The sequence below is a fragment of the Paenibacillus lentus genome (assembly GCF_042714055.1).
GTDB classification, from domain to species: domain Bacteria; phylum Bacillota; class Bacilli; order Paenibacillales; family Paenibacillaceae; genus Fontibacillus; species Fontibacillus lentus_A.
The window spans coordinates 160,588-184,488 of record NZ_JBHGVC010000002.1 but is presented as its reverse complement, the minus strand read 5'-3'; the positions used below and the strand labels follow the sequence as shown (position 1 = coordinate 184,488).

Sequence of the window (23,901 nt, the reverse complement as noted above, 5' to 3'; positions counted from 1 at the left end):
TTAGCGTCCCCCTGTTAATTCACGTATTTTAGCTTCAATCACGACAATGTCATCTCCTAGGAGCGGGCGCGGGTCGATATCGAAATAACCCTGCCGCACACCATAATCCCTGGTGTAGATGGCAATCTCGCCGTTCTGCAGTCCGGACGCTACTTCTTGGGCGGTAATGCCTGTCTTCTCAGGATCGATTTGAATGCGGGCACGGTAAATCGCTCGTCCTGCTTCATCCTGAACAACCGTAACCCGAACCCCGTCGATATTATTTAATGGCATTAATGTATCCAGCAGCGCCTTTTCCTGCTCACTCTTGTCTTCCTTGACGATATATTCATCCAGTGCCTGGAGCAACCCGAAGGTCGTTTCCTTGCCCACCTTCATGCTCCGGCCAATACCGTGCAGCTGTACTTTCACCCATTCGATGAAGCTTCGTTTCCCGGCGACAATGCCCGACGTAGGGCCTTCAATGGCTTTCGAGCCGCTGTAAATCGCCAGATCCGAATATTTCACGTATTTCTGGAGATCCTCTTCGGCTGCCGCGTCCACGATCAACGGAACGCTGCTGCGCTGAGCAACCTCCCACGCCTCTTCCAACGATATCATGTTTTTTTGCACGGCATGATGCGACTTGACGTACAGAATGGCAGCGGTCTTGTCGGATATGGCCTCCTCAATATGCTCTGCCCGGCCTTCGTTGGCGTAGCCAACCTCCAGCAGCTTGCCGCCCCCTAGATACACCATCGTCTCCACGGGTGCGCCATACTGCACATTATGCCCTTTCAGAATAATGATTTCATTCTTGGGGATGATCTCCTGGTGCAAGCGCTCGCTGCGGCGCTTATTCCCCTGAGTCACCACCGCCGCTACCGAGAGGGCGATCCCGCTGGATGCCGAGTTGACGACCACCGCTGCTTCCGAACCGAGAATCCGCGCGACATGATCCCCTGCTTTGTCGACTAGATCCGCGATCTCAACATAGCTTTGCCCGCCTTGCTTCATTGCCTCCATGACCGTATCGGTCGGCGCGGATACGCCCAGGATGCTCATCCGTCCACTGGCGTTAATGACCCGCTTAAGCCCGTACTTCGCATTCAATGTATTCCCCACCTGCAACCACTCCTTTAGCTTTAATTAGACGATTCGCCACTCTCCGCTCCCCTTCGGAATCTATGAGCTCTACCTGTTCATCGTCCACAGTAAACAGCGTCAAGTTAGCGGCATCCCCTGCCTGAATCCGGCCCAGCTCCGGTTTATCCAGCCAGTCAGCCGCATGGCAGGTAACCGCATCAATCGTCTCTTCCAACGTATACCCTAGGCTGAGAAATTTGGTTAGCACGTTAGCCATGCTGTAAACCGGCCCATTCAGCCGATTGCCCCGGTAAATGTCCGTGCTGATCGTGTGCAGTCCGATTCCATGGCGCTTGGCCGCTTCAGCTACCCGAAAGGAGAAGCTTGCCGTCCCATGCCCGACATCCAGATGGACGCCTCTCGCTATAGCATCGGTTAATATTTGCAGCGGACGACCGTCCGCCTCAAACAAATTGTTCTTCTTTCCATTGAGATAATGGGTAATAATATCTTTTCGCTGCAAAAGAGGAATTACCTCCCGGATATCCGGGGGCCCCGAGCCGATGTGCACCATTAACGGCAGCCCCGTTTCGCTGGACAGTTCCCGGGCGATGCGAAGCGGTTCTACGCCGCGTTCACCGACAACGCTCCTGCTGATCCGCGCTTTCAAACCGACAATGACATTTCTGAACAACCGCAGAGCTTGCTTAACCTGTTCCTTGTCGATCCATTCCAGCCGGGACAATTCATCGATTCTTAGCAGCCCAATTCGCGAAATGTTTAAAAAGGCCAACACCTTCGTCTTGGCTTGCTCGCTGCCTGCCACCAAATCAGCAATCCGATCGGCTCCGCAGCTTCCAGCATCCACAATGGTCGTTACTCCTTGCTTGACGCCAATCTCATCGATTTCGTCCCCGTAAGGATCAAACTCCGCAAAGGCATGGACGTGCATATCGATCCAGCCGCTTGATACATAGGCACCTGAAACATCCTTCAACGGCTGTCCGATTCCTTTCCCGGCGCCGGTAATTTCGGCGATTTTGCCATCCTCGATGACAATGTCGATGATCTCGCCGCTCACCCTTTTTACCTTGGGAAGGACGAATCTGCTGCCTGAAGCTTCCTTTCGATCAATCAAATTCTCTACCCCCTCCACTCAAACATTATAATGTTTAAAATAACATGACTATGCCAAAAAGTAAATATAACGTTATAATGTTTGATTTATAGTCAGCTCCCCTGCAATCCATCTGTTCAGCTAGTCCAGCGATAAATCGAACCCGATTTCAAACATGCGAGTCCAGGGAAAATGCAGATTCTCCAGTCTGATCCTGCCTTCTTTAATGTCGCCTAAATATTGGGTTACCGCCCGGTTCATTTTATCGTCGAGAATCGCCTGCACTTCATCCAGACAATGACTGAGCATGTAATAGCTTGCCTTCAAGCCCGGCAAATCGTTCTCCAGCATATCCTGGCGAACCAAGGATTGATAAATAAAATCCTCAACGAGACGATGATAGTAAAATTTGCGGCTGGCATGAATAATATCTTTCACCATGTCATTGCCAGTCCCGGCCGTATTCTCATTCCCGGTCTCAGCACGTTCCATGTAATAGGAAATAATAATAAAATGAGCGATGACCGTACCAAGGGTGTTACCGGAAGTGTTCCAGCCAGCATATGCCGTCAATTGATCGAGCAATCCCCGCTGCTTCAGCAGATTCATTAATACCGGGTCGCCGCCATTGCAGGTAGCTACATCGCCGAGCGCAACCCATTTCCCTTTTCGTAAATAGGCCTCAATTGCCTCAACGATTTCCCTGTAATGAATTTCGGAGAAATATGAGCGGTGTCTATCCTTAAAAGGAATCTGCTCCGCCATGCCTGCCTGATCGACAGCCGGAGAATGCACCGCCAGAACAAGCGGCGTCTCAAAAGAATGATCCGCCATGACGGCTCCCGCAGCGGTAAGATGCGACTTAATGCTCTCGTTCAGGCTTCGGTCTTCATATTTCGGCTTAATGGTCGGCCCCTTGGTGGAAGAATAACGTACGTATACTTCGGGCTTATAATTTTTGAATTCGCAAAAAATATGCGAGAACATCGTGCAGCCGATTTCATCCGCCCCTGGGTAAATCATGACCCGATCCATGATTCCCAGCTCCCCGACCCGACAAATCATCATTTGCTGCTCTCTCGGCGAAAAGCCGTATTGCGAGTTATCATCAAGAGGAATAATCAAATGATCGATAATGCCATACTGCGCCAGCTCTAGAGCATAGTGGTTTATTCCTTGGTTGACTGCCCGGCGCTCTATGAAATCATTCAAGTATTGCTTCGGAATCAATTCCTGCAGGCTCTCAAGCTCCTGCCGCTCCGAATCGGATAGGCTATCACGCTCTGATTTGTCCGTCAGATAGCTATATTTAAAAATTTGGCTCCCATGGAATTTATAATAATCCGGTTCTTCCTCATCTTTATTGTTATTTGGCACTCTCATAATGAGATTAAAGGCATGGATCCTGATGCGCGGATTGGAACGCTTAATATCGCCCAGCACGGAAATCCGGTGCAGACATTCCTCCAAGCTCAGATGATGCAGCCGGGAAGGGACGATTCCTCCATACACCAGCATATCGATCGATACGAGAAGCACGTCGGCAGACTTCGCCGCCTCCAGCAGCCATTGTCTTACCGCGAGCGTGTTGGCCGGCTTTTTCTTGTTTCCGAGAATATCCAACTCGGGGACAACCATTTGCAGATCGGTGATGCTGGCAAGCTGCTGGGGAAACAGATAATTACACGGTCGCTCATCTAACGGGAGGTATACTACCTTTGACATGACGTTCATCTCCTTCAATAAAATAAACTAGTCTACCATCGTAAAGCGCTTTCATAATTATAATTGCGCTTAACATTATATTAGCTTCCGACACTTGAAAGAAATATCCTAATAAATTACGATATTATCCGAAAAATAATGTCGTCATACAAAAAATTCTATAATCTTAAAAAGACCCCGCCGCTCGGCGAGGTCTCAAAAATCAATATGCTGCATTTATGGATCAATCATTTAAGTCAATGATCATTTTCTGCGTGCCTGCCTTCGGAATAATGCGCAGACCCATCGGCTCCTCCGACTGCGTGCCATCAACAATGGATTGCACTCCCGCTATCCCGCGCAGCACCAGCTCCCAAGCCTTGCCTTCCTTGCTGTTGGCTGTCACAGTAAGCGTTCGTCCCGTCCGCTCGACGTTGACCTCCAGCTCTAACTCTGCCTTTGTGCTATAAACCGATGTCGATGCCGACTGGCCATCCCCCAGCTCGAACAAATGCAGAGCTACGCCGTCCGCGTAATCATAGTCAGGAACCAGCTTATTGGCTCCTACCGCTACGAGGCTGCCCGGTCTGACCATGAGCGGCAAGCTAAAGTAATCATGCTGCTCCTGCACCCAGCGCCCGCCTTCAGTCACCTCTCCGCTCAAATAATTCGTCCAGCGTCCCTCCGGCAGATAATAATTCGCAGTGCCTTCGCTGTTAAAGATCGGAGCGACCAGGAAGGAGTCGCCGAGCATATATTGACGATCCAAGGTATCGCAGGTCGGATCTCCCGTGAATTCCAGAACCATGGAGCGCATCACAGGCACGCCCGTTCTTGTCGATTCCACGGAGGTACTAAACAGATACGGCATCAGAGTCGCCTTCAAATGCGTAAAATGCCTTAGTACATCACAGGCTTCCTCATCAAACAGCCAAGGCACACGGTAGGATTGGCTTCCGTGAAGCCGGCTATGCGTCGAGAGCAGACCAAATGCGGTCCAACGCTTGTACAAATCCGGCGTCGCCGTATTCTCAAAGCCGCCGATATCATGGCTCCAGAAGCTGAACCCGGACATCCCCAGCGATAAGCCGCCGCGCAGCGTTTCTGCCATGGAGACGTATGTGGCCGAGCAGTCCCCTCCCCAGTGCACGGGATATTGCTGGCCGCCAGCCGTAGCCGAGCGGGCGAACAGCATGGCCTCATTTTTGCCTCTAGTTTCCTCCAGCACTTCGAATACCGCTTTATTATACAAGTGGGTATAATAGTTGTGCATTTTCACAGGATCCGAGCCATCAAAATAAACAACATCGGTCGGAATACGCTCGCCGAAGTCCGTCTTGAAGCAGTCGACGCCCATGTCCAGTAAAGTTTTAAGCTTATCCTTATACCAGCGCACGGCTGCCGGGTTCGTAAAATCGACCAGCCCCATACCGCCCTGCCATCTATCCCACTGCCATACATCGCCGTCCTTCGTTTTCACGAGATAGCCGTTCGCTTTGCCTTCGTCAAACAAATAAGACTGCTGGGCAATGTAAGAGTTAATCCATACGCATATATTCAAGCCCTTGCTTTTGAGCCGCTTCAGCATGCTCTCCGGGTCAGGGAAAACATCCTCATCCCACTTGAAGTCGCACCAATGAAATTCCTTCATCCAGAAGCAATCGAAATGGAATACATGAAGAGGGATATCGCGCTCGCTCATGCCGTCGATGAAGCTGGTCACCGTATCCTCATCATAGCTCGTTGTAAAAGAGGTCGTGAGCCAGAGGCCGTAAGACCAGGCCGGCGGCAAAGCCGGTTTTCCCGTCAGCTTCGTATAATTATCCAGAACTTCCTTTAAATTAGCTCCGCCGATAATATAATATTTTAACGTTTCGCCGGGCACGCTGAACTGTACCTTGGAGACAACTTCAGACGCTACCTCATAGGATACGCGTTCCGGGTGATCGACAAAAACGCCATAGCCGTAGTTGGACAAATAAAACGGTACATTTTTGTAGGCTTGCTCGCTGCAGGTGCCGCCGTCCTCATTCCACAGATCGACAACCTGCCCGTTTTTTACAAAAGGAGTGAATCGTTCTCCAAGACCATAAATATACTCTCCTACGCCTAAATCAAGCTGCTCGCGCATGTAGGTCGTTTGATCAGGCATCTTGATATGGCCCGGGCTTTTATATCCGCTGCCGGTCAGCCGTTTGCCATCGTATAGGAAATGCGTGCTCCAGCCTTCGTTTTTGTGAACCTCCACGCTAAGCCTTCCGCTCGTTAAGCTGGCGATCTCCGCGCCATTTTCAATCCGCACCTCTACATCGCCGTCAAGCAGTTTTTGAAACTCTGGACCTTTCGGCAAACGGCCCCCATGATGCACCAGCTCCACGGCAATGACATCCGGCATCGGAGACGTATAATTAACGGTTAAAATAGCCGTATTCAGCGTATCTCCGCGCGTGATGATTTTTTTGCAGGAGGCTAGCACCGTAAGCTTGTCCTCCGCCGTCCTGACACCTCGAACTTCTACTGGATAATTCAGTGTAACGCCTGGTCTGACATGCCAGTACCCATCAGTAAATTTCATCTCTGTTTCCTCCAATATGCTATATATTTATTACGGCTGCTGCAGCTTGGGAACGATCTGCACCGGGGTTTGTCCCGTTAAGGCATGCACCAAATTTCTCGCGGCCGCAAAGGCCATATTCAACCGCGTCTCGGCCGTAGCCGAACCGATATGAGGCAGGGTGACCACGTTGTCCATTTGCAGCAGCGGATGATCCGCCGAAATCGGCTCGCGCTCATACACGTCCAATCCGGCCCCGGCGATTTGCCCCTGCTGAAGTGCATGGATCAAAGCCTCCTCATCGACGTTCTCTCCGCGAGATACATTGACGAAAATGGCGCTGCTCTTCATCCGCGCAAACTGCGCCTTCCCCATAAGATGCTTCGTCTCCGGCGTAAGCGGCGTCATCAGGAGGACAAAATCCGAGGTGTCCAGCAGCTCATCCATAGAGCAGTAGCGGAGTCCAAAGCGTTCCTCCGCTTCGGGCTTGCGGCGCCGATTGTAATACACGACATCCATTTCAAATCCTAGCGCTGCGCGGCGGGCAATGGCTTCGCCGATCCGTCCCATCCCGATAATGCCAAGCCGTTTGTGATGAACGTCGAGACCATACAGCTCCGCATCCATTCCTTTCACCCAGCCGCCTTCCTTGACGAGGCGATCCAGAGCGGTCACTCTGCGCGCCGCTGCCAGCAGGAGAGCCATCGCCAAATCCGCCACCGTCTCATCCAGCACGTAAGGGGTATGGGTGGCAATCAGCTTTCGCTCCTGCAGCGCCTGAAGATCCAGATTGTTGTAGCCAGCCGATAGATTGCTGACGACCCGGAGATTCGTTCCTGCTCTCAGCACCGCTTGCCCAATTGGGGTTCCTGTGACAAGCAAGCCTTCTGCATCACCGATCTCCTCCGCCAGCCGATCCTCGGATATGTCCCCTGGCCCCTGCCAATACCGGCATTCGCCATGCTCCTCCAAATAGGCGGCCACGGGGTCCGGCAAATCCCTCGCAATATAAATCTGCGGTTTCATCCCAGCTCCTCCTAATCTCTTCGTTGTTCGCAAACCTCGCTTCGTTAGATCAGTCCTTCATTGACCCGGCCGTAATCCCGCCGACCACGTATTTTTGCATGGAGATAAAAATCACGATGATAGGCAGCGCCGCAATCGTCGCAACCGCCATCAGGTTGTTCCACTCCGTCCCGTATTGGCCGATAAACCGATACAGCCCCAGCGTCAGCGGCCGAACCGAATTGCTGGTCGTCAAGGTCAGTGCGAAGATGAAGTCCCCCCAGCCGAACAGAAAGCAAAATACGGCAACCGTCATAAGTCCAGGCATGACCAGCGGCAAAATGATTTTCGTAAACGAAGAAAATTTATTGCAGCCATCGATCATCGCCGCTTCCTCGAGCCCGCCCGGCAGTGCCAGAAAGAATGGACGCAGCGTAATAATGGCAAACGGCAGGGAATGGATGAGATCCGCAAAGATCAATCCGGCAAAATTATCGATCAATTGCACCTTGGAGAACATAATGTACAGCGGCATCGCCATCATAATACCGGGCAGCATCTGAATCGACAGCACCGAAATCATCATGAGGCCTTTGCCCTTGATCGGGAGCCGTGCCAGCGCATAAGCAGCCGGGATCGCCAGCAGCAGCGACAGAACCATCGTCCCTATAGCGATAATAAAGCTGTTGCCGATGTAGCCGACCATATCCTGGTTGCGAACAAAGTTATTAATGTAAGATTCGAATGTCGCCCCTACCGGCAAAATATGCGGCGGATTGTGATAAAGCTCCGTCACCGGCGTGATTGACGTTTTTACCATCCAATATACCGGGAAAAGAAACACAATCATGATCAGAATGCCGATGAAGGTCGAACCGCCCATTCGCCATCTAGAATTCGTCATTAGTGGACCTCCTCCTTGCTCGACATTCTCAAATATCCGATGGATATAACGATTAGAATCAGGAACATAATCATCGATACCGAGGCACCCTGACTGAATTCCAGCGTTGTAAAGGACAGCTGATAGGCGTAAATCGGCAACACTGTCGAAGACGTCACCGGTCCGCCTGCGGTCATGATAAAGATGAGATCAAATACTTTAAACGTATTGATGATGCCCAGGATCATCAGTACAAGAATCGTCGGACGCATGAGCGGCAGAGTAATATGCCGGAATTGTACCAAGCGGTTCGCTCCGTCCAGCTTCGCAGCCTCGTACAGATGCTCGGGCAAACCTTGCAATCCGGACAATAAAATAATCATATTAAATGGAATACCGATCCAGATATTGGCTACGACCGTGCTCAGCAGCGCCGTACTGCCTTCGCTCAGCCAGTTGATTGGCTGGTCGATAATTCCCAGAGCTTGAAGGAAATAATTGATGACTCCGAAATCACCGGACATCATCCATTGAAATATCGTCCCGCTAATGACCACCGGCAGCATCCAGGCAAGCAGCATCAGAGAGCGAAACAGATTGCGTCCCGGAAATTTCTGATTGAAAAACAAAGCCAGCGCGAACCCGATTGTAAATTGGAAAAAGATACTGAGCACCGTAAAAACGGCGGAGTTTTGCAATGCGGTGTAAAACACCGGGTCTTTCAACGATTTCATATAATTGGATAATCCGATAAAATCATGCTTGCCGCTTAAGTTGTATACGTTGACGTTCTGGAAGCTCAGCATGAGATTATAAAGCAGCGGAAAACCGATAAATACAATCATAAATATTAAAGCCGGTACGACAAACAAGTAGTTATTCCAGGATGAGAACCATTTGGCTCTGCGAGATTGTTCTCCATTCCCGTTTACTGCTGATTTATGGGACATAACTTCTCCCCCTATTTGCTGTGTATGGGGATGCAGCGCGGCATCCCCCTTGCTGTTTGACTATGGCTATGGTTCCTATATATTTCTGCCTACTTTTGACTTCGGCCTATTTCTTGACTAGCGGCTCGATCTTCGCCCCGGCCTCCTTAACGGCTTGCTCCGGCGACTTGCTTCCGGTAATGACCTCCTGCAGCATAATTTGAATCGCCTCGGAGATTTTTGGATATTCCGGCCCATAGGCTCTTGCCCTGGCCACTTCCATCGCATCAGCGAACACCTTCAGTTCCGCGTCATCCTGCCAGAACGGATCCTGAAGCAGATCGGATCGGCTTGGGAGACGTCCGGCCGCCTGATCAAACGCTTTCAATCGTTCCGGCTCGTTAGCGAATTTAATAATGTCGAACGCGACATCCTTATTTTTGGAAGCCTTCGTAATCGCCCAGTTTTCTCCGCCCAGGATCGTGCCGCCCTGTTTATTCACCGGCAGCTCTACAACACCCCAGTTGACTTTTCCTTCTTTTCTCAGCAGCGGAATTTGCCAGGTACCGTTGATCATCATCGCTACCTTACCCGTGGAGAACTGCACTACCGTATCGGATTGCTTCTGATTAATGACCTCCTTGGACATGTAGCCATTCTTCACCATATCCTGCAGCAGCGTTGCCGCTTCAACCGTACCCGGACTGTCAAAGCTATCGATGTCGGCGCCTGCTTGGTACATCAAAGGAAGGAATTGGAACGTCCCCTCTTCCGTCTTCACCGCGGTCATGGCTAATCCGTAAACATCGCTCGTCGTAAGCTGCTTGGCTGCTTCCTTCAGTTCCTCCCAATTGCTAGGCGGGGCAATTCCCTTGGCTTCCAGCATGTCCTTGTTGTAATAAAGCGCCAAGTTATTGCTGCCAATCGGCACGCCGTAGTTCTTGCCTTCATACATCGTTGAAGACCATGGGCCTTCGTAGTATTTGTCCGCCTGTCCCCACTCCTTGATCTCGTCTGTTAAATCCGCCAATATTCCGGCGGCGGCAAAAGCCTGATGATCCGGGTTGTCCAGCCAGACGATATCCGGCATTTGATTGCCGACGGAGCCGAGGAGCAGCTTATTCTTGATATCCGCAAACGAAATATAAGTTCGTTCGATCTTCACATTCGGATGGGCCGCCTCGTAATCGGCGATAATCGATTGTATCGCGCCCTGGGTCGCATCACTGGTCATCGAATCCCACCATTGAATGACTACTTTGTCACCATCCTTGCCCGAACTCGGTGAAGAACCCGAATTTCCCGACTCCGTGCTCGGTGCACATGCCGTCAACAGCATGGCGAACGCGACGAAGATCATCATGAGAGCCCTTACATTCTTAAACATGAACATTCCCCCTGGCTAGAATTTATTTATATTTGCATGCACTGCCGCTTTTTGACCTTAAAAACGGAGGCAGTAATGCCGTTGCATCAGATCACATCAAAACCAAACCAACATTTTGATGTGCGCACATCATTTTGATGTAAAAAAAGCGCTGTACTACACTTAACGCTATTTAAATGTAATAAAGCGCATTTTCCTTGGTCACCAGCTCTAATTTGGTGATATTCTCCTTCAATCCAATCTTTTGCCCGTTAACCAAGTAATCAAACATGGACTTCACGGTAAGATACCCCTGGTTTACGGGATCCTGGCAGATCGTGGCCGTAATAATCCCTCTTTCCATATACATCCGCGTCTCTTCGGTCATATCGTGGCCGATCAAAATCGGCCGTTTGTCAAGACCCAGCTCCTCTAGATGCTTTGCGACCACATCCAGCCGCGCGCTGGACACGTAGATGCCATCCACTTCTCGAAAATAATCGGCAAACACCTCGGGCGAATCGTAATCCTCCTGCCTCAGTCTCAGCGGGCCAACCAATTCGATATGATCGTATTCGTCAACGACCTCCCGGAACCCGGTAATCTTTTGCTGCATTTGGAAATTGGTATACGACATCACCAGACCGACCCTGGTCTTCTCCCCAAGAAACTTACAGAGCACGTCGGCGGCCAGGCGTCCGGCAATGCGATAATCGCATCCGACATAGTACAGCCGCTTGCTCAATGGCGAATCGCTGTTAAATGTGCAAATCGTAATCCCCTTGTCCACTCCGCGGTCAATGAGCTCGGCCATCTCTAGCGGATCATTCGGCGACAATGCGATCGCGTCATACTTGCCCGAATCGATAAGCTGCTGAACCATTTGCTTCTGCGGCTCCAAATCATATCCTTCAGACCGAAAGACGCTGACTGAGAGACCATAATCACGGAATTCATCAATAGCAACCTGAATCCCCTTCTCTACCTGCCTCCAGAAATATTCCGGATGCTCCGGGAACACAATGGCCATGGAAAAATCATTCATCCGAGCTAGAAAGCTTGCCGACTTGTTCGGCATGTAGTTCAATTCTTTGATTTTCTCCATGACTTTTTCATAGGTTTCACGCTTCACGTTCCCCCTATTGTTCAGCACCCGATCCAATGTTGCTGGAGAAACGCCAATTTCCTTGGCAAACTCCTTAATGGTCAATTTCCTACCCTGATTCATGGCTTTTCCCTCTGCATAAACATAATTTCAAACCTTGTAATGACCAAATCATATCAACTCAAAAAGTTATTGTCAACGTTTTCATGATGTTTTTTTGTTTTTCATGATTTGCGAACATCAAATTTTCTCGTTTTCTTGTTTCATAGTTTCTAATGAGCCTTCGTATAAAGAGATGTGACAATAAAGCCTCCTTTATCCATAACTTACCTTCTCTATTTCTCCTTAATGCATGTTAGAATGAGGTTGCGCAAAATTACAAAATTGTAACTATTACCGTGTTCAGTCTATCAAGTTTTCAAAAAACTCATAGAATGATTTGGAGGGAATTTAATGATGAAAAACAAGCAACTAAAATCAATAATAACAGGCAGTATGGCAACGGCTGTACTCGCCGCAGGACTTATATTGCCATCCGGTGCAAAAGCAGAAGCGGCTTCAACTCCAGCTAGTGATTGGCAGAAGCAAGTTCAACAAATTTGGTTAAAATGGAGCTGGAATGGATCTTTTGACAATGTAAAATGGTATATTCCAAGCCTGCCTGCGCCAGGGAAGCAGACTGAGACACCGCAAGTGCCGCAGAAGGAAACACCGACTGCGCCTAGTCAAAAGCCGACTACTCCAAGCCAAAAGCCATCAACTGGCAATGGAACGACTACAGCACCAACTACACCAAGCAAGGACAACAATAGCACGGCCGGACAAACAGATGCAGCTTCTTTTGCCGCACAGGTGGTTGATCTGGTGAACAAGGAGCGCAGTAAAGCAGGCTTGAAGCCGCTTGCGACGCAAGCCGATCTAACGAAAGTGGCTGCTGCCAAAGCTGCAGATATGCGCCAAAATGGATATTTTGACCATCAATCGCCTACGTACGGCTCTCCATTTGATATGATGAAGCAGTTTGGCGTCACCTATAGATATGCGGGTGAAAACATCGCAAAAGGACAGCGCACTCCTGCCGAGGTCATGAATGCCTGGATGAACAGTGAAGGCCACCGCCAAAACATTATGAACGCAAACTTTACGAACATCGGCGTTGCTTATGACAACGGTTATTGGGTACAGGAATTCATCGGAAAATAAAACAGATCATTGTTAAGAACCTAGGAGCCGCAAGGGCCTAGGTTCTTATCGTTTTATTGCCTATGTCGGGTAAGAATTAATTGTTGTTTTCTTAAGTGCACGACGGTTCATATTTTAGGAAAACAGATGGTAAAACAGGTACCCTCACCGAGCTTACTCATAACGGAAATACTTCCTCCATGTGCTTCAACGATGGCCTTTACGATCGCTAGTCCTATTCCTGCCCCGCCTGTTCTGCGATCACGAGACTTGTCGCCACGATAAAAACGTTCAAAAATATTCGGTAGCTCTCCAGGCTCAATGCCGGATCCTGTGTCCGTAATCGTGACCAAAGCTTGATCCGAGACTTCCAATATTTCAATGGAAATCCGGCCTTCATTCGTATATTTATACGCGTTATCCAGGAGATTGGCAAAAACTTGGGTTAAACGTCCAGCGTCACCGGAGATATACAACTGATCCTGCTCTTTAATAACGAGTTCAATTGGCTTTTCCTCAAATTGTCCTTTAATGGAGTTCACCGAATTCTTAATGATCTCGTTTAAACAAAGCCTTTCACGCTGCAGCTTCACCATCGGATTTTCGACGCGTGACAGGCTTTCCAGATCTTGAATAAGCTTTACTAAACGCATCACTTGCTCATGGCAGATCTCCAGTTTTTCTGAACTCACTTCCCATATCCCATCCTGAAAGGCTTCAATATGACTTTGAATCGTCGTAAGCGGCGTACGCAATTCATGCGCAATATCAGCGGTCAAATGCTTCCGCAATTTGTCCTGCTGCTGCAACGAATCGGCCAGATGATTAAGAGCAAGCCCTACCTCCTCGATTTCGGTTTGTCGGCTTGAGATCGGAACCCGCGAGGATAGGTTTCCTTTTTTCATTTGAACAGCGATCTGCTTAATGCGAACTAAAGGCCTGCTTAGGCTGTTTGACATTAAAATACTAAACATAGTCACGCCAGCGATGACAGCAACAAAAGCCCACCCAAGCAAAGTGTTGAACAGCTTCAGGAACTGGCGATTTTGCATTTCGAAGCTGCCTGCGATCCCAATGATCTCGAGACTGCCTATTTTTTCACCGTTTTTTATAATATCTCGTGCCACGATATGATCAGAATCAGAATCACTTACTTTCTCATGCATTCCCTTAGAAACCGAGCCATGCATCATCCTCCCCATGTTCTCGGTATCCCAAATTATATTCCCCACTGCATCATAGATTCTAATATCATAATTCCGCAGCATGGCCTGATGGGATATCGACATCAAGTTATTCATTCTCCACTGTCCTGAATTAACGTTATAGGAGCCTTTCAAATCCTCCAGGATGGTATTAGCCTCTGCTTCATATTGATGTTGTACGTACTTGCCGAACGAAAAAGACATCACGAAGTAAACAAGCAGCATTATTGTCAGGAGCGAGCCAAGACTTACGCCAATATGGGAAAAAAGAAGTTTTCTACGCAGCCCTCTCCTATTCATCCGAATCCACCTGAAATTTATACCCTATGCCATATACGGTGGCAATAAAGGTTGGGGTTTTGGGATCATCTCCGATTTTTTGGCGAATGTTCTTGATATGGACATCAATGGTACGATCCATACCTTCAAAATCGTCCCCCTGGATAAGATTAACCAGCTCGGAGCGGCCAAATACTCGTTTGGGGTGTTTGGCCAAGGTTTCCAACAGTTTAAATTCAATCGGCGTTAAGGATACTGCGGTTCCCCCGATTTTCACTTCATGCCCTTCCGGATTGATGGTCAGGTAACTTCTATTGAATGACATCATATTTCCCCGATCGGCACCTCCAGAGCTCTTCGTTCTTCTTAACAAGCTCATCACTCTCGCCATCAGCTCCCGAGGACTAAACGGCTTGACCAGATAATCGTCGGCACCGATCAGCAGGCCGTGAACCAAATCATCCTCGCTGCTTTTAGCGGTTAGCATCAGAATGGGAACCTCCGATGTTCTGCGAATCGTTTGGCAAACTTCTTCCCCCGAAATGTCCGGCAGCATCAAATCCAGAATAATGAGGACTGGCTTCAGATTTTCAAACATCTGAAGCGCTCCTTTTCCCGAATCGGCTTCATAGACGAGGTATTCATTTTTCTCCAGATACGCTTTAATGACTTGGCGAAGGCTCGGCTCATCATCCACAATTAAAATTTTGGTTCGATCCATAGGTCAACCTCTTTATTTTATCTTTATGAAAACCGCAAATGGCCGGCTTATTCAAGAAAATAAGCCGGGATTTGAGGTAGTTTTTTTGGGGTTTGCGAAATCCAGATGGATTTTATTACATATCAAAACGTTACTTAAAAGCCCATCATACCGCCCCGCATTTGCGTATTGTTCATCATCCGCTGCGGGCCATTTCCGCCATGGCAGTTATTATACATTTCTTCGATTTGCTTGTCCGAAAAATTAGGATGCATTTGCTTTGCGTAAGGCAACATTTGTTCAAAAAAATTGAAGTTCCTGCCGGAATCACTGTTGCCGTTCGCAGCATGTACTGCTGTCCCAATTCCCATGACCATAGCTACTGCAGCGATTCCGACCCAAATTTTTTTCATTATTATCTCCTCCTTATGAAACAATATAAACTACAATTATGAAGAACTGATTTATATATTGTGTAGAAGTTGTTAAGTCCAATTCAGATCCGTGGATCTAATTATGCAATATTTCATTGTTATCATCAATTAATAATAAAAACCCTGGTGCCGAATTGGCACCAAGGCATTAGGATAGACTGTTCTATTCATTGGATTCGGATAATTCCCTTTAGGCAGCGAGATGGATCCCTACAAATCCTATTCTTTTTTTAAGCCTTCCTTCACAGCCTTCACCTCGTACATATTGACAGTCGTGCTTATAATGTATTCCGGGGCCGGTTTGCCTCTATTCTGACGATGCCCCTGAATATGAACATCGCTCTTCTCCCAGTTTTTCCAATCTTCAACGGATCTCCAGCGGATCATGACGACGACCTCTTCGTGCTCCTGTTTTTTTCGGTTGACCATGACGGTTTTGTCAATGAGCCCCTCCATCGCATCCATTGGGCTTTCTTTGGTAAAACGTTCAAGGACGAGATCCACCTTATCCTTTTGCACTACAATCGTTCTCGTTTGAATTAACATGCTATTGCCTCCCTATGATTATTTATGATCCTATTTTAAAATAATTTTGGCTGCCTTGCGAATGACGATGCAACTCCTCATAATAACCTTGCATTTCGAGCAATTCCGCATGCGTCCCCTCTTCAAGAATCGTGCCGTGACGCATGACGAGTATCCGGTCGGCCTGCGTCACCGCTTCATTTGCTCTACTCTCTGTCTCCGGCAAGGTTGTCGTCCGTTAATGAATCATTGCTTGCGGGTTGCGTCCCGGCTTCGTCCTTGTCAAAGCCTGAAACGGAAGCCAGATTTTCCGACAAGCTGGCTTGAAGTTTAGCCATCAGATCTTGAAACTGAGTGGCTTGCTTGGAAGAAGGATTTTCCTTAGCCGCTTCGGATGCTCTCGCCATCAAAAAAACCACGTCCGGCCATTCCTTCATCAAGCTGCGCAAAAGATGCTTTCCATGTCCGCCGCCAGGCGGTCGGTGTCGTCCATGATGCTCCCAGCGGTTCTCCGGCCGCTCCGTCTCCTCCCGTTCTTGTTCGCGAAGATAATCCAGCCCCTCATTGGTGATATGGTACAGCTTCTTGCCGTCCTTCTCGCTGCAGCCTATGAGCTGCATATCCTCAAGCCACTGCAGATTCGGGTAAACTGAGCCGGGGCTCGGGGTATACAAACCACCCGTCTTCTCTTCCATCGTTTTTATCAACTGATACCCATGCATCGGTTCAGCAGCCAACAGCTCAAGCAGAGCAAATTTGAATTTCCCGCGCTCAAAGAAACGCTTGCCTTCTCCCCGTCCCCCAAAGCCTCCTCGTCCGCCCCCATGGCGGTTCCTTAAGGATATCTCCTGGTAAACCTCTTCCTTGTTGTACCTCCTACGTCCGGGCTGATTCGCTGCCCAGGCACTATAGTTGTGATATTTCATCATCTTCTCACCTCTTAATACGATATATCGTTATAATATAGCGATATATCGTATTGGTCAATGCTTTTCCGAAAATATTTGCAGATTCTGTAAAGTTCAACATTTAAAATAGGAGTAACCTTGCTGGATCAAACTGTACGAATAAGAAGAGCATCACCATTTAAAAAACCGAAGGCTTGGGATATCCAAAGCCTCCGGTTCACTGATCTCAAAGGGCGATTCTACCTTGGAACTACGTCAAATCCGTTTCGGATGGCAGAGCAGGGGGGCTGGTTGGGCTCAGCCCTGAATTTTTCAACAAGTGTTTCACAAAAAAAATGAACAAGAGCAAGGACAACCCGACCGACATGGCACTAACCGTGAACAACATCTGGTAGCTCGTACGCTGGGAGACCCAGCCGAGCACGATCGCCCCCAGCCCGATGCCAAGATCGGCAGCGGTCAAAAAAGACGCATTGGCTACCCCTTTCCGATCGGGGCGAGCCAGATTTATCGTTGCCGTTTGTAGCATCGGCTGGGCGGAACCAAAACCGATGCCGTACAGAACAGCCGCTGCGAGCATGCCGAATAGTCCTAGTCCGGTCGAGAAGCCGAGGACAATCAAAGCCAAGATTGTAATCGCAAGAGCCGGAATAATGACGACCGCTTCACCATGGCGATCCGAAAGCTTCCCCGCAATGGGACGAATCAGGAACAACGTTACGGCATAAACCAGAAAGAACGTGCCGGAATTAACTTTGATCGTACTTGCAAGCAGCGGGACGAAGGTCGTGATGCCTCCATAAGCGATCGTTAGAAAAAAAACCGATGCCGTAACGGGCAGTACCGATTTTTCAAAAAGCTCGATCTTGGCGGCTCCCGTTTGCGGCCGAAACGGAATTTTGGCGCCAAACGTCAACAACAGCGCTGCGACAGAGAGGCCGACCGCGCATAGAAACAAGGCGCTGTACGACAGATTTTGCGTTACCCAAATGCCGACGATCGGGCCAACGGCCATAGCCAGGGTCATCGCTGTACTGAACCAGCCCATTCCTTCTCCGCGACGGGTGGAAGGGATCATATCCGTAGCAGCCGTAAACACAGCGGTTGTAGAAAAAGCCCAACTCACCCCATGCACGATTCGAATCCATATTAAAACGGCGATACCTCCGATCCAATCGTACGCATACATCGCCAAAGCGAAGAAAATCAGCCCCCAAACGATAAAAGGACGCCGTCCGAAGCGATCCAGTAGCACGCCGACAATCGGGCGAAAAATAACGGCAGACAGCATAAATGCGCCCGCTATCAAACCGATCTGTCCTTCGTTTCCGCCCAGCTCTTTAATGAACAACGGCAGCGTAGGCAGCAGCAAATAAAATCCCGTGAATAGGAACAGCGTACCTACTGTCATAAAAATAAACGACTTTGTCCATAAACGTTCCACGTTCATCCCCCTTGAGACTATCCCCGGTATTCTCAGCGCTCTCCCTAACCCTGTACAATAAATAACAATGATAATTAGTATAAAGTTTTCCCAATAATATTACTTATTTTAGTTTTTTGATAGCTACGATACGCAATCGGCTTGTGTCGATCATCCACTGGCCTCCTTGCTCAAGCTGTGGCTTCACCTTCTCCTCAATAGCACGGTAGATCGACGCTTTGTCCGCGGCGGCAACGTCAGGAAAGAAATAATTAGCAAAGCTGTCTAGCCATTTTCGAAGGCCTGCATCTCCCTTAAGCGGGGTGGGCTTGTCAAAGTGCTGTGCGAACGCGACGCGGAATCCGGTCTGCTCTAAAAGGCTGGCGTATTCGCCAATGGTGGGCAAATACCATGGATTCCGCCCCGCCCACGCATAGCCATGCGCCTCCAGCACCTGCTCCATGGCAGTAGTTAGCGTGCCGACATTTCCGCTTCCCGCGAATTCGGCCACGAGCCGGCCGCCCTCCCGAAGGGCCAGCCAGATGGAGCGGGCCACAGCAGGAGCATCCTTGATCCAGTGCAAAGCTGCATGAGAAAATACAGCGTCAAAGCGGACATCCGTCCGGTAATGACATGCGTTCTCCGCCTGAATACTCAGCTCAGGGTATTTCTCTCTGGCCTGCCTTACCATCTCCTCCGACAAGTCGATTCCCGTGGGGAACGCTCCGGCAGCCGCAATCTGTGCCATCAAGTCCCCAGTTCCGCATCCCACGTCCAGAATTCGCTCTCCGGGCCTGGGCTGCAGTAAGGATAACACCTCGATTTCCTGCTTGGCGTCCATCTTCATCCGTTTTTCCTCCATGCCTCTGTATTCAGCTCATTGTTCATAGCTGCGGCGGATAATGCGCCCATCGCCGCAGCGGCAATGGCCTGATGCCGCATCGATGCTGCGTCTCCTGCGCTATAAACGCCCGGAACGTTCGTCTTTCCGAACTCATCGATGATGACCGTTCCCGTTTCCGTAACTTGGCAGCCTATAGCCTGAGGCAAATTCGATCCCATAATTAGTTCCGGCTTAAAAAAGATCCCCCTGCACGGAATGACCGTCCCGTCTTCAAGTACAACTTGCCGTACCATCCCTTCGTCCGAATCGATAGAATGGATCGGCGAGTCGAACACAGGCACTTGATGCTGCCGGAGCTCATCACGTTCGGCATCTGTCAGGTCAGCCGGGCCGTTCGTACAAATCGTAAAACGGTTCGTCCAGCCGGATATCAGCTGGGCAAAGTGCAAGGCAGCGGCTCCCTTGCAAATGATGACAAGCGGTTTGTCCCTGAGTTCCCAGCCATCGCAATAAGGGCAAACATAGGCGCTTTTCCCATAGGCCTCCTTCAACCCTTTAATATCCAGCGGCCGATCCTTCATGCCGACGGCAAACAACAGTTTTTTACTTTGAAAGCTTTGTCCTTGCGCAGTCGCAATTTGAAAAAGGCCGTCTGTTCCCGTAATCGATACGGCCGTATCCGCCACAAAAGAGACGGACGGATAGGCGCCAATCTGCTCCATCGCGATTCGCCTAAATTCGCTTGGACTTATTCCATCACGAGTTAGGAATCCGTGAGCCTCACGGGTCACTCCGTTGCGGGGACGCCCTTCATCGATCACCGCCACCTTTTTTCTTGCCCGCCCCAGCACGAGAGCGGCATTCAGGCCTGCTGGGCCTCCACCAATAATTGCTGCATCAAGTTTCATTCAATTATACACCTCCATGGATCTCTAATATCCATAATTAAAATACAAGAAGTAGATCACTTCTTGTGTATAGCAAAGCTGCCCCCATGGGAAGCAGCGTCCAATACCGACTGGATCGTATGCTCCCGTAAGTACTGATGCAGATGCTGCTCAGCTCCGTCCATCACCTTTTTAACCAGGCACTCCCTATGGTTCTGATCATCCTGTGCAGGTTCAGCCGCATCCTCTTCAGCCAGCAAACGATGCTGCGGCGAATCGATATTCGAGCATTCAAACAACCGCTGCCTTCCTTCAATGACCTGAATAACCTCTAGAAATGTAATCTGCTCGGCAGGACGTGCAAGCTCGTAACCGCCGTTCACTCCAGGCACCGCACGTACAATTCCATCCTGTCTCAGCTTGGACATGATTTTGGACAGGTAGCTCTCCGATACGTCAAGTGTCGCAGCTAACTCCTTAATCCCGATGTTTTCGCGACGCTCAGAATGAGCCAAATGAATTAAAGCATGCAAGGCGTAATCGGTGCTTTTAGAGAATTGCATCCTAACCCCCCCTTCCTGGTGAATTTTTGTAATAGAACTACAATAATTGTTGACATGCCTCAGTCTGCATAGCTGGTTCATTCGAATTTTATATTATGGATTTCATATGTCTATAATAACCACAATGCATTTTACCTGTCAAGAAGCGAAATAATGCTTATAATATTCATATTTTGCATACTGACTTAAGATATGATTATTGTTTATTAAAGGGTACTACTACGCCTTCATCCATAAAAATCCCTTCTGAAATATGAATATAACTCATAGTATTTCGAATCCAATAGAGATTAGGTTCAATTTTAAACAAATGGGTATCCAGTTGATCCTCAAAAGAGATAATAAAGTAGTCTATCCCCCGTTTAATAGTAAAGCAGGTTTGATATTCATCCAAAAGTTGATAAGTACCTTCTATATGATCTGATTCGTTTATTAACATAATATTAGGGTGTTTCTGTGCAACAAGTTCCCTACTATTCTGAGGTTCGTTTAAGAATGCCAATATTTGTTGCTCATAAACAGGGCTTATCTCTTCATTAGTCAAAAGAATAGTAATATTCCCGCTTGCCAGAGAACATAAGCAATGAGAAGAATAGCCAGGCCATCCACCAGAATGACCGATTGAGCCGTCTTGAACGATGAATCCATAGCCATACTCAGTATTTAAGGGAGTAGGGGTTAGTGCACGTTTCACGAGCTTTCGAGATACTAATTTTCCCTGTATAAATCCCTTTAAAAATTGAGCAATATCCTTCGCTGTTGAATAGATGCCGCCATCGCCATAAAGGCTACGTTGCTTATCAATATTTTTAAAAAAAGGATCTTCTGTTAAAGCGATATATTTCTTATCGATATAATCATATAGCCTGCCGACAGCAGCTTGCTCGAATTGGGGCTTCGTTGTTGTATGCTCAAGGTTCAAAGGCTCTGCAATCATCTTTTGCAAATAATCCTCATAAGAGAGCTCGCTTGTTCGCTCGATAATTTTTGCCAACAGTACATAGTTTGTATTGGTATAAAGCCATCCGCAACCAGCTGGGAAGTAAGGCTCCTTGTTCCCTAAAATCCCTTCAATATCCTCAACACTTTCAACCGAAGAGTCACCTATATATTCCGGGATACCGGTTGTATGCGTTAGGAGTTGTTCTATCGTGACACTTTGAAAGGCTCTGCTCTTAAACCATTTGCTTAATGTATCTTCAAAACGTATTGCCTTTTGATCTATTAATTGCAAGATCATCACGGCTGTGTACATTTTACTTAAAGAAGCAATATCGAACAATGTATTGTCTGTAATGGAGTGAGTGTTGCTCAGGTCTGTATAACCTAGCGTTAGATTCATGATGTCGTTATTTTCCGTCTCTAAATAGACAGCGCCATTGAATTGTATTTTTTGAAGCGTAGAATATATAGCATTATACATACTTAAGTCTCCTTATTATATTAGTTAACTAACATATTTAACATGAAAAAATCAAGCTAACTCTTTTACCGCAATATCCTGTAATTTCTTTGTGATTCGCTCTAATTCATTAAGCTCTGAAGTAGACAATTTAGAAAATAAACGATCAGCCACGGCCCGTTCAACATGCTCTTGTTTCTCGAAATACTCCCAGCCTTTAGTATCTAAAGTAATAAAAATTTCACGACGATTATTAGGATTAATCGTACGGTGAATAAACTGGTTTTTCTCCATTTTGGCAATCAGCTGGCTTACCGCACTCGAACTAATGTTCATTTCTACAGCAATCTCACCTACTGTTATTTTGTTAGCATAATAGACAATATCCAACAGTACCGCTTGTTGAGTAGTGATAGAGCTAGCTAAATATTTTTTGTAATGTTTGTAAATTAGACGGTTAATGGCATAATCCGCTTCATTAATTTGTTTCACTTGTTCATAAAAGTCCAAATCGATCACCCTCAAATGTTAGATAGCTAACATATTAAAGAGTCATCTGATAAAAGTCAACTTTAAAAAAAAGATACAATCTCCCCTATTTTTGAAGGATCGTATCTTTTTTTATGACAATTCAAATATCCTGGCAGGGCATCCAAAATTATTTGACGTAAGCGCCGAGAAATTCGGATACTTCACGATCATATGCTTCCGGATTCACAAACCGGGCTTGACCGTGTCCCGCGCCAGGTACGATAACGAGCTTTTTCTCTGACGAACCGTTCTCAAACAACTTGTATACCATTTCGGTCGGCACAAACAAATCTTCGTCGCCATGAATGAACAACGTCGGGGTAACGGATTTCTTCACCTGCTCAAGCGCCGAGGCCTCGCCGAAATAATACCCTGCCCGCAGCTTGGTCACTAGGCTCGTAGTTTGAATGAGCGGGAAAGACGGGAGGTGGTACATTCGTTTTAACTGGTAGGCCAATTGCTCCTTGGCTGAAGTATACCCGCAATCCTCTACAACCGCCTTTACATTAGAGGACAGCTTCTCGCCGCTGGTCATCAGGACGGTTGCCCCTCCCATGGACACGCCGTGCAGCACGATTTGCGCCTGATCGCCCGAATGCTGTATCACCTGCTCGATCCATCTGACGTAATCCTTGCGCTCCCGCCAGCCGAACCCGATGTAGTTTCCTTCGCTGTCCCCATGCCCGCGGGCATCCGGCAGAAGCACATTGTAGCCGAGCTTGTCGCTGTACATTTGGGCTAAATTGCCCATATCCGCAGCCTTACTGCTGTATCCGTGCGCAATAATAACAGTTTTATTCGTATTTGTGGCAGCCGCCAGGTAGTAGGCGTGCAGCTTAAGCCCATCGTCCGACATCAGGCTCCATTCCTCAAAAGCCTGCTGCTCCCACCAGGCTTCGTTATTCGAATAAGGATTCTCCTCTAGACTGGCGCTAACCTCCAAATCGGGATTGCCGCGCAAGAAATCCTTCTCGGCGCGTGCGACCGCAACATTATAGAAATAGAAGCTTGCAGCGGTGAGTACAAGAAACAGTAGAACAAAAACAGTAGCGATCACAATAAACACCTTTCTCTTCATAAAAATATTCTCCGGCTTGCCCTCAGATTCAATATTGAGACATGTTAAATTTGCAATACACTCTATTATACCGCTTCCCGTTTTCAGTACATATTAATATTTTCTCCATAAACATCACATTTTTGATTTCTACGCATGCAAAAAAAAGCAACTCCATTTTCGAGCTGCTTTCTTCAATCCTCTTCAATCTTCTTCAAGTTCAAATCTTCTTT

At 48.1% G+C, this 23,901-nt stretch carries 23 protein-coding genes; 1 reads left to right on the top strand and 22 read right to left on the bottom strand.

What is annotated here, in order from left to right:
• From ACE3MQ_RS04460 to ACE3MQ_RS04420, 9 genes are all read right to left on the bottom strand, one after another.
• Positions 1–1,104: a DgaE family pyridoxal phosphate-dependent ammonia lyase gene (locus tag ACE3MQ_RS04460; RefSeq protein WP_379391057.1), complete on the bottom strand. Its 1,104-nt coding sequence runs from the start codon at positions 1,102–1,104 to the stop codon at positions 1–3.
• On the bottom strand, positions 1,070–2,200 hold the full coding sequence (locus ACE3MQ_RS04455; RefSeq protein ID WP_379391855.1) for an amidohydrolase/deacetylase family metallohydrolase: 1,131 nt from the start codon (positions 2,198–2,200) through the stop codon (positions 1,070–1,072). The genes ACE3MQ_RS04460 and ACE3MQ_RS04455 overlap by 35 nt, the downstream gene beginning before the upstream one ends.
• Before the next feature lie 123 nt (positions 2,201–2,323).
• Positions 2,324–3,907, bottom strand: a complete 1,584-nt coding sequence (locus tag ACE3MQ_RS04450) for a DUF4127 family protein (RefSeq protein WP_379391055.1) — start codon at positions 3,905–3,907, stop codon at positions 2,324–2,326.
• A gap of 223 nt (positions 3,908–4,130) precedes the next feature.
• The gene (yicI, locus tag ACE3MQ_RS04445; RefSeq protein WP_379391053.1) at positions 4,131–6,461 is read right to left on the bottom strand and encodes an alpha-xylosidase; all 2,331 of its coding nucleotides are present in this window, start codon (positions 6,459–6,461) and stop codon (positions 4,131–4,133) included.
• A gap of 30 nt (positions 6,462–6,491) precedes the next feature.
• Positions 6,492–7,466: a 2-hydroxyacid dehydrogenase gene (locus ACE3MQ_RS04440; RefSeq protein ID WP_379391051.1), complete on the bottom strand. Its 975-nt coding sequence runs from the start codon at positions 7,464–7,466 to the stop codon at positions 6,492–6,494.
• A gap of 49 nt (positions 7,467–7,515) precedes the next feature.
• The gene (locus tag ACE3MQ_RS04435) at positions 7,516–8,349 is read right to left on the bottom strand and encodes a carbohydrate ABC transporter permease (RefSeq protein WP_379391049.1); all 834 of its coding nucleotides are present in this window, start codon (positions 8,347–8,349) and stop codon (positions 7,516–7,518) included.
• A complete protein-coding gene (locus ACE3MQ_RS04430) occupies positions 8,349–9,278 on the bottom strand; it encodes a carbohydrate ABC transporter permease (RefSeq protein ID WP_379391047.1) in 930 nt (309 codons plus the stop codon). The genes ACE3MQ_RS04435 and ACE3MQ_RS04430 overlap by 1 nt, the downstream gene beginning before the upstream one ends.
• 106 nt (positions 9,279–9,384) lie before the next feature.
• Entirely contained in the window at positions 9,385–10,644 is a 1,260-nt protein-coding gene (locus ACE3MQ_RS04425; protein ID WP_379391045.1) for a sugar ABC transporter substrate-binding protein, read from the bottom strand.
• A gap of 172 nt (positions 10,645–10,816) precedes the next feature.
• Positions 10,817–11,851: a LacI family DNA-binding transcriptional regulator gene (locus tag ACE3MQ_RS04420; RefSeq protein ID WP_379391043.1), complete on the bottom strand. Its 1,035-nt coding sequence runs from the start codon at positions 11,849–11,851 to the stop codon at positions 10,817–10,819.
• Between the two features lie 333 nt (positions 11,852–12,184).
• On the opposite strand from ACE3MQ_RS04420, the gene ACE3MQ_RS04415 reads away from it, so the two are divergent.
• Complete coding sequence (locus ACE3MQ_RS04415) at positions 12,185–12,931, top strand: CAP domain-containing protein (protein WP_379391854.1); 747 nt, start codon at positions 12,185–12,187, stop codon at positions 12,929–12,931.
• Positions 12,932–13,038: 107 nt separating this feature from the next.
• Here ACE3MQ_RS04415 and ACE3MQ_RS04410 read toward each other — a convergent pair whose 3' ends face one another.
• From ACE3MQ_RS04410 to ACE3MQ_RS04350, 13 genes are all read right to left on the bottom strand, one after another.
• Positions 13,039–14,415 carry a sensor histidine kinase gene (locus tag ACE3MQ_RS04410; protein WP_379391041.1) on the bottom strand — a complete coding sequence of 459 codons (1,377 nt, stop codon included), beginning with the start codon at positions 14,413–14,415 and terminating at the stop codon, positions 13,039–13,041.
• A complete protein-coding gene (locus ACE3MQ_RS04405) occupies positions 14,408–15,115 on the bottom strand; it encodes a response regulator transcription factor (protein WP_379391039.1) in 708 nt (235 codons plus the stop codon). The genes ACE3MQ_RS04410 and ACE3MQ_RS04405 overlap by 8 nt, the downstream gene beginning before the upstream one ends.
• A gap of 134 nt (positions 15,116–15,249) precedes the next feature.
• Complete coding sequence (locus ACE3MQ_RS04400; RefSeq protein WP_379391037.1) at positions 15,250–15,507, bottom strand: FAD/FMN-containing dehydrogenase; 258 nt, start codon at positions 15,505–15,507, stop codon at positions 15,250–15,252.
• 240 nt (positions 15,508–15,747) lie between these two features.
• The gene (locus tag ACE3MQ_RS04395) at positions 15,748–16,074 is read right to left on the bottom strand and encodes an antibiotic biosynthesis monooxygenase (protein WP_379391035.1); all 327 of its coding nucleotides are present in this window, start codon (positions 16,072–16,074) and stop codon (positions 15,748–15,750) included.
• Between the two features lie 22 nt (positions 16,075–16,096).
• Positions 16,097–16,279 carry a hypothetical protein gene (locus tag ACE3MQ_RS04390; RefSeq protein ID WP_379391033.1) on the bottom strand — a complete coding sequence of 61 codons (183 nt, stop codon included), beginning with the start codon at positions 16,277–16,279 and terminating at the stop codon, positions 16,097–16,099.
• The gene (locus tag ACE3MQ_RS04385; protein WP_379391031.1) at positions 16,260–16,982 is read right to left on the bottom strand and encodes a PadR family transcriptional regulator; all 723 of its coding nucleotides are present in this window, start codon (positions 16,980–16,982) and stop codon (positions 16,260–16,262) included. The genes ACE3MQ_RS04390 and ACE3MQ_RS04385 overlap by 20 nt, the downstream gene beginning before the upstream one ends.
• Positions 16,983–17,211: 229 nt before the next feature.
• A complete protein-coding gene (locus tag ACE3MQ_RS04380) occupies positions 17,212–18,405 on the bottom strand; it encodes an MFS transporter (RefSeq protein WP_379391029.1) in 1,194 nt (397 codons plus the stop codon).
• 103 nt (positions 18,406–18,508) lie between these two features.
• Positions 18,509–19,231: a class I SAM-dependent methyltransferase gene (locus tag ACE3MQ_RS04375; RefSeq protein ID WP_379391027.1), complete on the bottom strand. Its 723-nt coding sequence runs from the start codon at positions 19,229–19,231 to the stop codon at positions 18,509–18,511.
• Positions 19,228–20,136, bottom strand: a complete 909-nt coding sequence (locus ACE3MQ_RS04370) for an NAD(P)/FAD-dependent oxidoreductase (RefSeq protein WP_379391025.1) — start codon at positions 20,134–20,136, stop codon at positions 19,228–19,230. The genes ACE3MQ_RS04375 and ACE3MQ_RS04370 overlap by 4 nt, the downstream gene beginning before the upstream one ends.
• A 56-nt stretch (positions 20,137–20,192) precedes the next feature.
• Positions 20,193–20,678, bottom strand: coding sequence for an RrF2 family transcriptional regulator (locus ACE3MQ_RS04365; protein WP_379391023.1), 486 nt, complete (start codon positions 20,676–20,678; stop codon positions 20,193–20,195).
• 196 nt (positions 20,679–20,874) lie between these two features.
• Positions 20,875–22,101 carry a serine hydrolase domain-containing protein gene (locus tag ACE3MQ_RS04360; RefSeq protein ID WP_379391021.1) on the bottom strand — a complete coding sequence of 409 codons (1,227 nt, stop codon included), beginning with the start codon at positions 22,099–22,101 and terminating at the stop codon, positions 20,875–20,877.
• Positions 22,102–22,152: 51 nt separating this feature from the next.
• Positions 22,153–22,590, bottom strand: a complete 438-nt coding sequence (locus ACE3MQ_RS04355) for a MarR family winged helix-turn-helix transcriptional regulator (RefSeq protein ID WP_379391019.1) — start codon at positions 22,588–22,590, stop codon at positions 22,153–22,155.
• Between the two features lie 148 nt (positions 22,591–22,738).
• Positions 22,739–23,689: an alpha/beta hydrolase gene (locus ACE3MQ_RS04350; RefSeq protein WP_379391017.1), complete on the bottom strand. Its 951-nt coding sequence runs from the start codon at positions 23,687–23,689 to the stop codon at positions 22,739–22,741.
• Positions 23,690–23,901 lie beyond the last annotated feature (212 nt).

Bases quoted from the DNA above. Each gene is read 5' to 3' on its own strand.
- ACE3MQ_RS04450 (WP_379391055.1), bottom strand. From the start codon at position 3,907: ATGTCAAAGGTAGTATACCTCCCGTTAGATGAGCGACCGTGTAATTAT.
- yicI (WP_379391053.1), bottom strand. From the start codon at position 6,461: ATGAAATTTACTGATGGGTACTGGCATGTCAGACCAGGCGTTACACTG.
- ACE3MQ_RS04440 (WP_379391051.1), bottom strand. From the start codon at position 7,466: ATGAAACCGCAGATTTATATTGCGAGGGATTTGCCGGACCCCGTGGCC.
- ACE3MQ_RS04435 (WP_379391049.1), bottom strand. From the start codon at position 8,349: ATGACGAATTCTAGATGGCGAATGGGCGGTTCGACCTTCATCGGCATT.
- ACE3MQ_RS04430 (WP_379391047.1), bottom strand. From the start codon at position 9,278: ATGTCCCATAAATCAGCAGTAAACGGGAATGGAGAACAATCTCGCAGA.
- ACE3MQ_RS04425 (WP_379391045.1), bottom strand. From the start codon at position 10,644: ATGTTTAAGAATGTAAGGGCTCTCATGATGATCTTCGTCGCGTTCGCC.
- ACE3MQ_RS04420 (WP_379391043.1), bottom strand. From the start codon at position 11,851: ATGAATCAGGGTAGGAAATTGACCATTAAGGAGTTTGCCAAGGAAATT.
- ACE3MQ_RS04415 (WP_379391854.1), top strand. From the start codon at position 12,185: ATGAAAAACAAGCAACTAAAATCAATAATAACAGGCAGTATGGCAACG.
- ACE3MQ_RS04410 (WP_379391041.1), bottom strand. From the start codon at position 14,415: ATGAATAGGAGAGGGCTGCGTAGAAAACTTCTTTTTTCCCATATTGGC.
- ACE3MQ_RS04405 (WP_379391039.1), bottom strand. From the start codon at position 15,115: ATGGATCGAACCAAAATTTTAATTGTGGATGATGAGCCGAGCCTTCGC.
- ACE3MQ_RS04400 (WP_379391037.1), bottom strand. From the start codon at position 15,507: ATGAAAAAAATTTGGGTCGGAATCGCTGCAGTAGCTATGGTCATGGGA.
- ACE3MQ_RS04395 (WP_379391035.1), bottom strand. From the start codon at position 16,074: ATGTTAATTCAAACGAGAACGATTGTAGTGCAAAAGGATAAGGTGGAT.
- ACE3MQ_RS04385 (WP_379391031.1), bottom strand. From the start codon at position 16,982: ATGATGAAATATCACAACTATAGTGCCTGGGCAGCGAATCAGCCCGGA.
- ACE3MQ_RS04375 (WP_379391027.1), bottom strand. From the start codon at position 19,231: ATGAAGATGGACGCCAAGCAGGAAATCGAGGTGTTATCCTTACTGCAG.
- ACE3MQ_RS04370 (WP_379391025.1), bottom strand. From the start codon at position 20,136: ATGAAACTTGATGCAGCAATTATTGGTGGAGGCCCAGCAGGCCTGAAT.
- ACE3MQ_RS04365 (WP_379391023.1), bottom strand. From the start codon at position 20,678: ATGCAATTCTCTAAAAGCACCGATTACGCCTTGCATGCTTTAATTCAT.
- ACE3MQ_RS04360 (WP_379391021.1), bottom strand. From the start codon at position 22,101: ATGTATAATGCTATATATTCTACGCTTCAAAAAATACAATTCAATGGC.
- ACE3MQ_RS04350 (WP_379391017.1), bottom strand. From the start codon at position 23,689: ATGAAGAGAAAGGTGTTTATTGTGATCGCTACTGTTTTTGTTCTACTG.